Origin of the sequence: Mesorhizobium sp. M0174 (assembly GCF_040322275.1) — a bacterium.
Taxonomy (GTDB): Bacteria; Pseudomonadota; Alphaproteobacteria; order Rhizobiales; family Rhizobiaceae; genus Mesorhizobium.
In genome coordinates this window covers 152931-165893 of record NZ_JAMYTB010000002.1, presented here as the reverse complement: position 1 = coordinate 165893, position 12963 = coordinate 152931, and the positions used below count along the sequence as shown (strand labels likewise).

General features: G+C 63.3%; 11 protein-coding genes and 1 pseudogene. 8 read left to right on the top strand and 4 right to left on the bottom strand.

Annotated features, from left to right (window positions below; all coding sequences use genetic code 11):
- Positions 1-34 precede the first annotated feature (34 nt).
- Together NKJ13_RS04280 and NKJ13_RS04275 are read left to right on the top strand one after the other, a co-directional pair.
- Entirely contained in the window at positions 35-292 is a 258-nt protein-coding gene (locus NKJ13_RS04280) for a type II toxin-antitoxin system RelB/DinJ family antitoxin (RefSeq protein ID WP_352472285.1), read from the top strand.
- Between the two features lies 1 nt (position 293).
- On the top strand, positions 294-566 hold the full coding sequence (locus NKJ13_RS04275; protein WP_352502059.1) for a type II toxin-antitoxin system YafQ family toxin: 273 nt from the start codon (positions 294-296) through the stop codon (positions 564-566).
- A 29-nt stretch (positions 567-595) separates the two neighbouring features.
- Here NKJ13_RS04275 and NKJ13_RS04270 read toward each other — a convergent pair whose 3' ends face one another.
- The 4 genes from NKJ13_RS04270 to NKJ13_RS04255 form a co-directional block, all read right to left on the bottom strand.
- A complete protein-coding gene (locus NKJ13_RS04270; protein WP_352738526.1) occupies positions 596-1438 on the bottom strand; it encodes an acyl-CoA thioester hydrolase/BAAT C-terminal domain-containing protein in 843 nt (280 codons plus the stop codon).
- 157 nt (positions 1439-1595) lie between these two features.
- Positions 1596-2651, bottom strand: coding sequence for a substrate-binding domain-containing protein (locus NKJ13_RS04265; protein ID WP_352472282.1), 1056 nt, complete (start codon positions 2649-2651; stop codon positions 1596-1598).
- Positions 2652-2697: 46 nt separating this feature from the next.
- Positions 2698-3693, bottom strand: a complete 996-nt coding sequence (locus NKJ13_RS04260; protein WP_352615088.1) for an ABC transporter permease — start codon at positions 3691-3693, stop codon at positions 2698-2700.
- Positions 3694-3776: 83 nt separating this feature from the next.
- Complete coding sequence (locus tag NKJ13_RS04255; RefSeq protein ID WP_352738524.1) at positions 3777-5288, bottom strand: sugar ABC transporter ATP-binding protein; 1512 nt, start codon at positions 5286-5288, stop codon at positions 3777-3779.
- A 135-nt stretch (positions 5289-5423) separates the two neighbouring features.
- Here NKJ13_RS04255 and mtnK point away from each other — a divergent pair, with 135 nt between their 5' ends.
- The 6 genes and pseudogenes from mtnK (at position 5424) to NKJ13_RS04225 (ending at position 12926) form a co-directional block, all read left to right on the top strand.
- Positions 5424-6695 carry an S-methyl-5-thioribose kinase gene (gene mtnK / locus NKJ13_RS04250; protein ID WP_352738522.1) on the top strand — a complete coding sequence of 424 codons (1272 nt, stop codon included), beginning with the start codon at positions 5424-5426 and terminating at the stop codon, positions 6693-6695.
- A complete protein-coding gene (gene mtnA, locus NKJ13_RS04245) occupies positions 6692-7786 on the top strand; it encodes an S-methyl-5-thioribose-1-phosphate isomerase (RefSeq protein ID WP_352738520.1) in 1095 nt (364 codons plus the stop codon). The genes mtnK and mtnA overlap by 4 nt, the downstream gene beginning before the upstream one ends.
- A gap of 180 nt (positions 7787-7966) precedes the next feature.
- Positions 7967-8851 carry a helix-turn-helix domain-containing protein gene (locus NKJ13_RS04240; protein ID WP_352738597.1) on the top strand — a complete coding sequence of 295 codons (885 nt, stop codon included), beginning with the start codon at positions 7967-7969 and terminating at the stop codon, positions 8849-8851.
- A gap of 129 nt (positions 8852-8980) precedes the next feature.
- The gene (locus tag NKJ13_RS04235) at positions 8981-9640 is read left to right on the top strand and encodes a 2Fe-2S iron-sulfur cluster-binding protein (RefSeq protein ID WP_352476552.1); all 660 of its coding nucleotides are present in this window, start codon (positions 8981-8983) and stop codon (positions 9638-9640) included.
- Between the two features lie 3 nt (positions 9641-9643).
- A complete protein-coding gene (locus NKJ13_RS04230; RefSeq protein ID WP_352738518.1) occupies positions 9644-10630 on the top strand; it encodes an FAD binding domain-containing protein in 987 nt (328 codons plus the stop codon).
- Positions 10631-10639: 9 nt separating this feature from the next.
- Positions 10640-12926, top strand: a pseudogene (locus tag NKJ13_RS04225) (xanthine dehydrogenase family protein molybdopterin-binding subunit).
- The last annotated feature ends 37 nt before the right edge of the window (positions 12927-12963 follow it).

Sequence of the window (12963 nt, the reverse complement as noted above, 5' to 3'; positions counted from 1 at the left end):
CTACATTGTGGCTCAGACCTCAAGGAGTCACAACATGGCAACGGATACCGTGGTCCGCGCTCGGATCGATACGGCGACAAAGGATCAGGCAACGGAGGCCTTGGCGGCAATGGGATTGTCCGTTTCCGACGCCATTCGCCTGCTGCTGGTCCGCGTCGCCGCCGACAAGGAATTTCCCTTCCCGGTGAAAGTGCCGAACGCAACGACTCGAAAGGCCATGACCGAATTGGAACGTGGCAAGGGCAAGCCTTTCGCCTCGGCCGATGAGTTGTTCAAGGATTTGGGAATGTGACGTGCTGACGCCCGTTCGCTCTGGGCAATTCCGTCGCGACGTGAAACGTGCGGAGAAGCGGGGCAAAGATCTTGGCAAGTTGCGCGAACTGCTAGGCCTCCTGCTCGCCGGAGATGAGCTACCGGCGAGCTATAAGGACCACTCGCTGAAAGGCGATTGGAAAGGCTTTCGTGACGCTCACATAGAACCGGACTGGCTCTTGATCTACCGAGTTGCCGGCGATGAACTCCAGCTAGCTCGCACCGGCTCCCATTCCGATCTGTTCAACGAATAGCCGAGACAGGTGCGCATTTGAGAATTTTGCTAAAGTAGTTCTCGGATGCCTTCCCAAGCCTTTCGGCCCAGCTTTGAATCGGCCTCGTCATTGCCTCCGTGTGGATGCAAAGTCGAGCGTGGTGTGTTCTCGCCTGGCAAGAGAATGCGGTGACCGGCATCCGGCGACGAAATGAGATGCGTGACCTTGCCTGCTTCGCCGCGCCGCCCAACAATATCTCGGGCGAACGATAGGGAAGGCCACAGTGCATCGCCCCCACCGGCGACGAGCAGAAGCTCGGCCGATGCGGTCTCAACAGGGATGGTCGCCGTATTCGCTTCCCGCTTGAACGTTTTCAAACAACTTTCGAAAAGCCCCCTATAGGACACCTGGCCATCGACATACTCTGGTGTCCAATCTGGATCTGTCGGCACAAACGGCAGCGCGATGCCGTCGAGCGACCATGAGGATCGTTCAGGCCAGCTGACACCATCGCGGCCCGCACCGACATTTCCCCAAACTACGGATGACGGGCTAATCGCGACCACCGCATCAATTCGCTGGTCATGGACGGCGGCAAGCAATGACGCCTCGGCACCCTTAGACGTGCCCACATAGACGATACGACGGCATCCTGTTTCAATGAGATAATCGGTTGCCGCAAAGAACGTTTCCAGGGGAATCTCACATATTCCGGGAACCTGGCCTTCACCGCCAAACCACTGCAGAGCCAAGGCCGATGCACCCGCATTTGCAAAGAGCCGCGCGCGACCGACGTCAACACGGCCGCTCGATCCACCCAACACCACAACGCCCGTGGTGGCCTTCAAGCATCGAAAACATGTTCCGGCGACGGCGCCGGTAAGACTTTCCTCTACCGCCCGCATCTCCATGTACCCGTCAATCCTGGGTTTCGATTGTCCAATCGGCCCACAAAGCCGGCGGCTGCGACAATTGCAATTCGGCGGTCCGGCACGCCAGACATCTTCGACAAAAAGGCCGCCTGCAACAAGCTGCTGCAGACGGCTATTGTTTTGCTCGTGCCGAAAGTCACTTCGCGTTCGGGTTCGGCATCCAGGTCGGCATCGCGACATCGGCATGGGCGAATTGCGGCAGCTTGGCCGAGAGGTCCTCCATGTTCTTGATGTCCTTGTCGAGCAGATCCTTCTGGGTGATCAGCGTCGGCGGCACGATGACGTTGTGGCCGGGATCCTCGCCGGCCAAGAGCTGCGCCAGCGCACGCACCGAGACCTGGCCGACGACGGCCGGGTTGGTGGCGGCGGTTGCCGCCCAGGCGCTGTCCGGCTCGCGCATCGCGGCGATATCCGAGGTCGAGATGTCGGCCGAATAGATCTTGATGTCCTTGTTCAGCCCCGCCTCGTCGACCGCGATCTTCACGCCCTTGGCGAATTCGTCATAGGGCGCGAACATCACCTTGATGTCGGGATGGGCCGATAGCACCGAACGGGCCTGGTTGGCGACCGAATTGGCGATCGGATTGTCGAGCGTGCCGAACATGGCGGCTTCGTTGATGCCCGAATATTTCTTCTTGAATTCGACCCAGGTCTCGTTGCGGCGGTCGAGCGGCGCGATGCCGGCGACATAGACATAGCCGGCCTTCCAGCTCTCGCCATTGTCCTTGACCGCCTGTTCGAGCGCCAGGCGCGCGAGGTCGCGGTCGGACTGTTCGATCTGCGGGATCTTGGGGTTTTCGACATTGACGTCGAAGGCGACAACCTTGATGCCGGCGTCGACCGCACGCTGGGCGGCGTCCTTCATCGATTCCGTCAGTCCGTGCTGGATGATGATGCCCTGGACGCCGAGCGCGATAGCCTGGTCGACCATGTCCGCCTGAAGCGCCGCGTCCTGGCGGCTATCGAGCACGCGCAGGTCGACACCGAGCGCCTTGGCCTGCGCCTCGACGCCGGAAAGGTAGGCCTGGAAGAAGTCGCCGGTCGAGAGATAGCGGACCAGCGCTATCTTGACGGCACCCGGCTTGTCGAACGGCGCCGGCCTGTCCTGCGCTATTGCCGGCATCTGCATCAGCAATGTTGCGCCGGCAAGCCCGAGCGCTGCCTTCCCCAAAAGCCTTCTTGTGATGTTCACGTCGTTTCCTCCACTTGTTGAACCCAAAATATGACCCGGTCGAACCCTATCTCCTGCCCCTGCCGGAAAGGGCGAAGGTAAAGACAAGGGCGACCACGAGAACCACGCCCTTGACGAAATCCTGCGTGTAGTAAGGCGCGTTCATCATCGTCAGGCCTTGCAGCAGCACGCCGACAAACACCGCGCCGACAGCCGTGCCGAAGGCGTTCGGCTTGGCGGCGCCGAGAACCGCGTAACCGATGAGTGCCGCAGCCACCGCGTCGAGCAACAGATTATTACCCGAGGCGATGTCGCCGCGTCCAAGCCGGGCAGCGAGCAAAATGCCGCCGATCGAGGCAAAAACTCCCGAAATAACGTAGGCCCAGATTTTGTATGCCTTGACAGGCGCGCCGGCGAGTTCTGCGGCGCGTTCGTTGCTGCCGACCGCATACATCATGCGCCCGAAACGCGTGTATTCGAGAAAAAACCAGATCAGCACCGCCAGCACGAGCAGAACGACGACCGACACCGGAATGAGGTTCGGGATGAAGAAATCGAAGCGATGGCGGCCAAGCGCCAGGAACGCGGCGCCGAAGCTGCCGTTGGCGACCGAGCCGTCGGGCATGGTCATGCCGGTGGCGATCGAACGGCCTTCGGTCGGGATGCGCTGCAGGCCGACAAGCAGGAACATCATGCCGAGCGTCGCCAAAAGGTCCGGAACCCGCATATAGACGATCAGCCAGCCATTGATCAGGCCGACCACGGCGCCGATCACAAGACAGACGACGACCGCCATGACGGCGTTCTGCTCCAGCACCACCATGACATAGGCAGCCGCCATCATGGCGCTGGTAGCGACCGAGCCGATCGACAGGTCGAAGCCGCCGACGACCAGCGTGGCGGTGACGCCGAGCGCCAGAACGCCGGTGATGGCGACCGACTGGAAGATGAAGACAGCACTTTGCGGCGAGACGAAACCATCGGCAGCGACGGCGAAATAGGCGATCAGCCCGAACAACAGAACGATGAAGCCGTAGCGAATAGCATTGTCGCGCAGGATCATTCAGCGCTCCCGCACGCCGGCACCGTCTTTATCCAACCCGAATTCATGCCCTCTCCATTCCAATTCTCATCGTCATCCCGCCGTCAGGCTGCGCTGTGCAACGGCCCGCCCGCCACTTCGGCCAGCAGACGCTCGAGATCGACATCGGTATTGCGGTGCTCGCCGACGATCGTCTGCTCCGACATCACCAGGATGCGATCGGCCGTCTCCAGGGCTTCGTCGAGTTCGGTGACGAACAGCAGCGTCGCGCGGCCGTGGGCGCTGGCCCGCAGCTTGGCGGCGATGTCGCGCCTAGCCGAAATGTCGACGCCCTGAAAGGGCTCGTCGAGGATGAAAAGCCTTGCCGCCTGCGACATCCAGCGGGCGACCATCACCTTCTGCTGATTGCCGCCGGAAAGCGACGCCATCTCGTCCCTCTCCGAGCGGCAGACGATGCCGAGCTCCTGGATCTGCTGGCGGGCAATGGCGCGTTCGATACGGCGTTTGAGAACACCGAGACGCGACATGCGGCTGTGGAACGGCAGGCTGATATTCTCCTGGATGTTGAAGTCGCCGACGATGCCGTTTTCGCCTCGGTCCTTGGCGACGAGAAACACACCGGCGGCAATCGCTTCGCCGGTCGATGCGGGAGCATAAGGTTTCCCGTTCAGCACCATGGTCCCGGCCAGCGGCTGGCGCAGGCCGAACAGCGTCTCGGCGAGCACGGTCTTGCCGACACCGACAAGGCCGGTGATGGCAACGACCTCGCCATCGCCGAGGGTCAGCGAGATCGGCCTGGCGCCTTCAGCAATCCGCAGCGCGTCGGCAGTGAAAATTGCTTTGGCCGAATTCCTGGCGACGATCCGCTCGAGCTGGATCTTGCGGCCGAGCATGGCGTTGACCGCACCTTCGTAATCCAGCGGCTTCTTGTCGAAGATACCTGAGATAACCCCATCGCGCATCGAAATGATGCGATCGGCAAGCCGTCTGATATCCGACATACGGTGCGAGATGTAGAGGATGGCCACGCCTTGCTGGCGAAGCCGGTCGAGCAGCGCGAACAGCCGGTCGGCTTCGGCGCTGGACAGCGAGGAGGTCGGCTCGTCGAGGATCAGCACTTTCGGCCGGTGCGCCATGGCGCGGGCGATCGCCACCATCTGGCGGTCGGCCAGAGAGAGATCGCTGATCCGGGCCTTGAGGTCGATGGCCAGTCCCATGCGGTGGGCCACCGCCTTTGCCTCGCGACGCACCCGGCCTGGATTGAACAGGGTCGGCACGCCGCTGCCGCTCAGCCTGTCGAGGGTAAGATTGGTGGCGACGTCGAGGTCGGCGACGACGCCGTCATTGATGTTCTGGTGGACAGTAACGACGCCGGCGCGGATCGCCTCCGCCGGCGTTTTCGGGTCGAACTCATGCCCGGCAAGCGACATCGAGCCGCCGCCATGGTCGTAAACGCCGCTGATGATCTTGACGAGGGTGGATTTGCCGGCGCCGTTGGCGCCCATCAGCACGGTCACTTCGCCGGCATGCAATTCGAGCGAGACGCCGCCAAGCACCTCGATATGGCCAAAGGATTTCCTCAGGCCGTCGACGCGGAACACGGCATCATTGCCCATTCGTTCCTCCCTGACCGTGACGCTATGGGCTATATCGGCAATTGTCAACACGATTGACAATTGCCAGAAGGCTTCCTAGCTTGGCCCGGCCGCCATGGCTCCGCTATTATCGGAGCACATGAGCGGGAGGTGAGGATGACTGGGAAATCGCCGTTCGAAGCACTGTCGGTCGAGACACTGGCGGGCCGTCTCGGTGCCAACGAGGCCCTGTGTTCGCAGATCGGCAAGGATACGAGCCAGTGGAAGGTTCGTGAAGTCGGCGACGGCAATCTGAACCTGGTGTTCATCGTCGAGGGTGCTCAGGGTGCGGCCGTCGTCAAGCAGGCCCTGCCCTACGTCCGGCTGGTCGGCGACAGCTGGCCGCTGCCGTTAAAACGCTCCTTTTTCGAATACCATGCGCTGACGCGGCAACAGGCACGGGCGCCGGGTTCGGTGCCTGAGATCTACCACTTCGATGAAGGCCAGGCGCTGATCATCATGGAGTACCTGTCGCCGCACATCATCCTGCGGCGGGCACTGATCGAAGGCCGGCAATTGCCGAACATCGCGAAAGACATCGGCTTGTTCATGGCCCGCACGTTGTTTCGCGGCTCCGACCTGCATATGGCGACCAAGGATCGCAAGGCCGATCTGGCGTTGTTCGCCGACAATGTCGAACTCTGCGACATCACCGAGAACCTGGTTTTCTCGGATCCGTATTTCGATGCCAAGATGAACCGGCACACCAGCCCGCAGCTCGACGGCATTGTCGCCGAGCTGCGCGCCGACCGCGACCTCAAGGTCGAGGCGCAGCGCATGAAGCACATCTTCGCTGCCAATGCCGAGACGCTGCTGCATGGCGACCTGCATTCCGGCTCGATCATGGTCACCGACACCGAAACGCGGATGATCGATCCCGAATTCGCCTTCTACGGCCCGATCGCCTTCGACGTCGGCATGCTGCTCGCCAATTTCTGGATGGCGTTCTTCTCGCAGCGCGGCCATGAACAGGGCGGAAGCCGCGATGCCATGCGCGACTATCTGCTCGGCGTTACGGTCGAGACATGGTCGGTATTCCGCGTCGAGTTCTCGCATCTGTGGCGAACCGAGCGTACCGGCATGCTCTACCACAAGAGTCTGTTCGAGGATCAGGGCGACAGGCTTGGCGCCGAGCAGGCGCTAGACCACATGCTGCAGTCGATCTGGACCGATCTGCTCGGCTTTGCCGGCGTCGAGGTTCACCGGCGCATTCTCGGCCTTGCCCATAATGCCGATTTCGAGACCATTGCCGATCCTGATCTGCGCGCCAGATGTGAGGCAAAGGCGCTGAAATTCGGCCGTCACCTCGCCGTCAACCGGCGCCAGATCCACAGCATCGACGAGGTCAACCGGTTGGCCGCGCTGATCGAACGGGAGAGCAGGATTTGAACGTCGGCGACCGCCACTACCGCACCATCTGGCCGAGTGACGACGGGCGTTCGGTGGAGATCATCGACCAGCGCTGGCTGCCGCATGAGTTCCGCACCGAAAAGATCGATACCGTCGCCGGCATCGCCACGGCAATCCGCGACATGTGGGTTCGCGGGGCGCCGCTGATCGGCGTCACCGCTGCCTATGGCGTCGCCATGCAGATGGCCGATGATCCGTCGGATGCGGCACTCGACGCCGTCTGGGCAACCTTGCACGAAACGCGCCCGACGGCGATCAATTTGCGCTGGGCGCTGAACGAAATGCAGCGCTTCCTGCTGACGCTTCCCCTGGCAGAACGTGCCGCGGCGGCGTATCGGCGTGCCGGCGAGATCGCCGACGAGGATGTCGGCCTCAACCGCGCCATCGGCGCCCATGGGCTCGAAATCATCAAGACGATCGCGGCGCGCAAGCAGCAGGGCGAACCGGTCAATATCCTGACCCACTGCAACGCCGGCTGGCTGGCCACCGTCGACTACGGCACCGCCACCGCGCCGATCTATCTGGCGACGGAAGCCGGCATTCCAGTCCATGTCTATGTCGACGAAACGCGACCCCGCAACCAGGGTGCCCAATTGACCGCCTGGGAGATGGCCGGCCACGGCGTGCCGCATACGCTCATCGTCGACAACGCCGGCGGCCATCTGATGCAGCGCGGCCAGATCGACATGGTCGTCGTCGGCACAGACAGGACCACCGCCGACGGCGATGTGTGCAACAAGATCGGTACCTATCTCAAGGCACTGGCCGCGGCCGACAACGACGTGCCGTTCTATGTCGCGCTGCCGTCGCCGACGATCGACTGGACCGTGGGCGACGGGCTGGCCGAAATCCCGATCGAACAGCGCTCGCCCGACGAGGTCTCGCTGGTCTGGGGCAAGACCGCTTCCGGCGAGATCGCCCAGGTCCGCGTGTCGCCGGAAGCCACGCCGGCGGCCAATCCGGCCTTCGACGTGACGCCGGCGCGGCTGGTCACCGGTTTGATCACCGAACGCGGTGTCGCTACGGCCTCGCGCGAAGGCCTGAAGGCGATGTTTCCCGAGCGCGGATGATCGGCTTTTCCGGGAGGGCGCTCTGGATTGCCTCATCTCACGATTTCTTGACCACGGCACGGTTAAAAACGCCCGTTGCCTGTCCCACATGGACGGCTGTATGCGTAGCGGCGGGGCGGCGCCCAACGCTCGAAGCCGGGGTTGACCACGGCCCGGCGAGTGAACAAGCGGGATACCGCGATGTCATTCAGACCATTGCTTGGTGACGGACGGGTTCGGAGCCAGGACGAGAAGTCGGAGCCCCTGCAAACCGCGTCATGGGTCAGCTCCTCGATCGTGTTCGACAACCGGCGGTGGGCGTGCCGGGAGGCGGAGCTCCGCTGGACAGCCCCTCATCATCTGATCGTGCTGACCGAAAAAGGCGGCACGTCCCATACATCCATCCGGCACGAGGCGCGATCCCTTTACGATGGGATGGACCGTCCCGGAGCCCTCACCTTCGTCCCGGCAGGCGCGGAACGACAGGGCTTCTATCGCGATGTAAACCTCTCCTATTCAGCCCTGTGGATCGATCCCGATATCAGGCTTCCCGGATGCCAACGCCTGAGGAACCTGCCTCTACTGGTAAACAAGAAAGACGCGGTCGTCGCCACGCTCCTGAGTTCGCTTCGCGACGAGATGGCACTCGGCCACAAGCCAGACACTGCCTATGTCGAGCATCTGGTCGCCCTGGTCAGCCTCCGCGTGGCCAACCTGAGCCGGGAGCAACAGCGGTTTGTACGTCACGGCTGTCTCAGCCGCCGAGCACTTGGTCGCGTTCGGGATTACATCGATGCGCATATGAATTCCGACATTTCGCTAAGCGAGCTGGCAGCCGTCGCGGGCATGGCCGTCGACAGCTTTGCGCGTCGCTTCAAGGCGACGACCGGCCTTGCACCCTATGCCTATGTGATCGAGGAACGGGTGCGGCGAGCGGAGGTGTTGCTGCGCGAAACGGGTTTGTCGATCGGTATCATTGCCTTTCGGCTCGGCTTTTCAAGCCAGAGCCACTTCACCACGACCTTCCGACGTCTAAGGCGCACGACGCCTCGTGCCTATCGGATGAATTCTTCTCCAGAATCCTGATAGTGCCGCCGGTTTCTTGAAAGAAAGGCGCCGCGCGCACTCCCACCTCCAGTGTCGTTGGGTGACAGAACCCGAGGGTTGCTCGGGTCAAGTTGCCGTCTGCGCTTCATTGCGACTGGGAGATCATGCATGGCCAAAACGGACAACAGGAGCGGGCCGACGCGTCGGATGGTGTTGGAAGGCGGTGTTGCGACCGGGGTGCTCCTGGCTACCGGAATACCGGTTGACGCCGAGCCGGCCGAGACCGTCACGGCGGCGGCATCGGCCACGCCGGTACCGACGATGACGATATCGTTGCGGATCAACGCGAAGGATCTTGCCATCGCGCTCGACCCGCGGACGACGCTGCTCGACGCCCTGCGCAACCATCTCGGCCTCACCGGCTCGAAGAAGGGCTGCGACCACGGCCAGTGCGGCGCATGCACGGTGCTCGTCGATGGGCGCCGGATCAATTCCTGCCTGACGCTTGCCGCAATGCATGAAGGCGACGAGATCACCACGATCGAGGGCCTTGCCGAGGGTGACCGGCTGCATCCGGTCCAGGCTGCCTTCATCGCCCGCGACGGTTTCCAGTGCGGCTACTGTACGCCAGGCCAGATCTGCTCGGCGGTTGGTATGCTGGGCGAAGCGCGGGCCGGCTGGCCAAGCCATGCGAGCGCTGACGTGGCAGCGGCTTCCGTCGGTCTCACCGATGTCGAGATCCGCGAGCGGATGAGCGGCAACATCTGCCGTTGCGCCGCCTATCCGAACATTGTCGCTGCAATCCGCGACGCGGCAGAGGAGGCATGAGCAATGCAGTCCTTCACTTATGAACGTGCGACGAGTGCCGAGCAGGCGGCCGCCGCGGTTGCGGCCCGGCCGGACGCCAAGTTCATCAGCGGCGGCACCAACCTGCTCGACCTGATGAAGCTCGAGATCGAGCGCCCAGCGCATCTCGTCGACATCAGCCGGCTGCCTCTTGATCGGATCGAGGAGACGGCGGAAGGCGGGCTTCGGGTCGGCGCCCAGGTCCGCAATAGCGATCTCGCCGCCGACCCACGGGTAAGGTCGCGCTACCCGATGCTCACGCAAGCGCTGCTGGCGGGAGCGTCTGGACAGATACGCAACAAGGCCTCGACCAGCGGCAATCTCCTGCAGCGTACGCGCTGCCCCTACTTCTATGACCGCAACATGCCCTGCAACAAGCGCCAGCCGGGTTCGGGCTGCGCGGCGCTTCAGGGCTTCAACCGCATGCACGCCGTACTCGGCGCGAGCGAAGCCTGCATCGCGGTACATCCTTCTGACATGGCGGTCGCCATGTCCGGGCTCGACGCCTGGATCGAGACCGTCTCGCCCGGCGGTGAGACCCGCACGATCACGATCGGCGATTTCCATCGATTGCCCGAGGCGACGCCCCATGTGGAGACCGTGCTCGGCCACGGCGAAATGGTCGTTGCGGTTACCCTGCCGCCGCCACCACCCGGCCGGCAGCTTTACGGCAAGGTGCGCGACCGTGCCTCCTACGCCTTCGCGCTGGTGTCGGTGGCAGCAATCGTCGAGAAAAGCGGCGACCGTATCCGAAGCGCTCGGATCGCCATGGGCGGCGTGGCAGCGAAACCCTGGCGCGCGACGGAGGCGGAGCGCGCGCTGGCAGGCGCGGCGGCGTCCCACGGTGCCTTTACCGACGCGGCCGAAGCCGCGCTCGCCGGAGCCGTCGGGCATGGCGCCAATGATTTCAAGGTCCCGCTGGCGAAACGGACGATGCGGCACACGCTCGCTGCTGCCGCCGAGAGTGCATGAGGTGATGCGATGACAGAGACGAAGACCAGCGAGAACCATCCTTCCGAAACGCGCAATGCCTTAATCGGGCGGCCGATCGACCGCATTGACGGTCCGCTCAAAGTGATGGGCGGCGCCACATACGCTTACGAGAATGTGCTGGATGGTACAGTCTATGGCTACATTCTCGGCGTCTCCATCGCCAGGGGCCGCATCGCCGAGATCGACACGACCGATGCCGAAGGGGCGCCGGCGGTGTTGCTCGCCATGACGCACCGGAATGCGCCGGCCCAGCCGGATTTCGGCCCAGCGGTCACGCCGACGGTGCCAGAGGTCTTCACCCGTGCCCGGCCCGCGCTCAACAGCGAGCGGGTGCGGTATTACGACGAGCCCGTCCGCTGATCGTTGCGGAGACGTTCGAGGCGGCACGCGCTGCTGCGGGCCTCATCAAGGTGCGCTACGACGAGGAGCCGGGCGTCTACGATCTACCGGGCCATAAGGCCGACGCCTATGCGCCAAAGCGGACAAATGCCGGCTTCGAGACCGACAGCGTGATCGGCGACTTCGAGAGCACCTTTGCTGTGGCTCCGGTCAAGATCGATGCCACGTACCGGACGCCTTTCGAACATCACAATCCGATGGAGCCTCATGCGACGCTTGCTGCCTGGTCAGGCAACGAGCTGACGATCCATACATCGGCGCAGACCCTTGCGAACTTCCGGGCCGGGGTCGCCAGCACGCTTCGCATCCCGCCCGAGCGAGTGCGCGTCGTCAGCCCCTTCATCGGCGGAGGCTTCGGGTCCAAGCTGATTGTCCATGCCGATACGATCCTGGCCGCGCTTGCAGCGCAGGTCCTGCGGCGCCCCGTGAAAATCGCGCTGACGCGACAACAGATGTTCGCCAATGCCGGTCATCGTGCAGAGATGATCCAACAGGTGCGTCTCGGCGCGGGCACCGACGGGCGGCTCACCGGGATCGCGCACGATGTCTGGTCGGCAACGTCCAGCTTCGAGGAGTACTGCGAACAAACGGCAGTTTTTGCGCGCTCGCTCTATGCGGCGCCGAACCGTCTCACCCGCCATCGCCTGGTTCCGCTGGACATCAACCGCGGCGAATGGATGCGCTCGCCCGGCGAAGCGCCCGGCATGCTGGCCTTCGAATGTGCAATGGATGAACTCGCCGAGCGGGTCGGCCTGGATCCGATCGAACTCAGGGTCCGAAACGAGCCGGCACAGGATCCCGAGCGCGGCGTGCCGTTCTCCACCCGCAATCTCGTCGCCTGCATGGAGGAAGGCGCCCGCCGTTTCGGTTGGGAGCGGAGAAACCCGACACCTGGCCGCACCCGAGAGGGCCGCAAGCTCATCGGCTACGGCATGGCGGCGGCGATCCGTCCGAACTACATCGGCGCGGCGACGGCGCGGGTTGCGATCGACCGGGACGGTCGGGTGACGGCGCGGCTCGACATGACCGATATTGGGACCGGCACCTATACGATCCTGACCCAGATCGTGGCGGAGAGCCTCGGCCTGCCGATCTCGTCATCAAAGTGGAGCTTGGCGACAGCCGCTTCCCGCGTACCGCCGGCTCCGGCGGGTCCTGGGGCGCAGCAAGCGCGGGTTCGGCGCTGCACAACGCCTGCAACGCTCTGACGGAACGCATCCTGGAGGCGGCGCAGTCGAACGAAGCCTCGCCGTTGCGCGGCGCGAACGCCACCGAGGCAAGCTTTGCCGACGGCGAGGTCAGGGTCGGCCAGCGATCGGCGAGCCTAGCCGATCTTATCCGAGGGATCTCTCCCGACGGGCTCGAAGCCGAAGGCTCCGTAGCCGCGGGCGCCACTACCCAGTCATACAAGACCTATTCGCAGCATTCCTATGGCGCGCATTTCGCAGAGGTCGCTGTCGATTGCGATACCGGTGAAATCCGCATGCGCCGGATGCTGACTTGTGATCGGCGCGGGCCGTATCCTCAACGCCAAGACCGCGCGCTCGCAAATCATCGGCGGCATGACCTGGGGATCGGTGCAGCGCTGATGGAGCAGACGGTGCTCGATCCGCGCTACGGCCACTTCGTCAATCACGATCTTGCCGAGTATCATGTGCCGGTCAATGGCGATGTCCCCGATATGGAGGTCGCCTTCCTCGAGGAAGATGACGACAAGGCCAACCCGCTTGGCGCAAAGGGTCTCGGCGAGCTCGGCGTGTGCGGTGCCGGGGCAGCTGTCGCCAACGCCATTTACAACGCGACCGGCGTGCGAGTGCGTGAATTTCCCATCACCTTGGACAAGGTGCTGCCTGCCTTGCCTGTGATCGCCATTTGACGCTGCAAGTTGTCAGCGCCTCCTCGCCCTCAAGGGT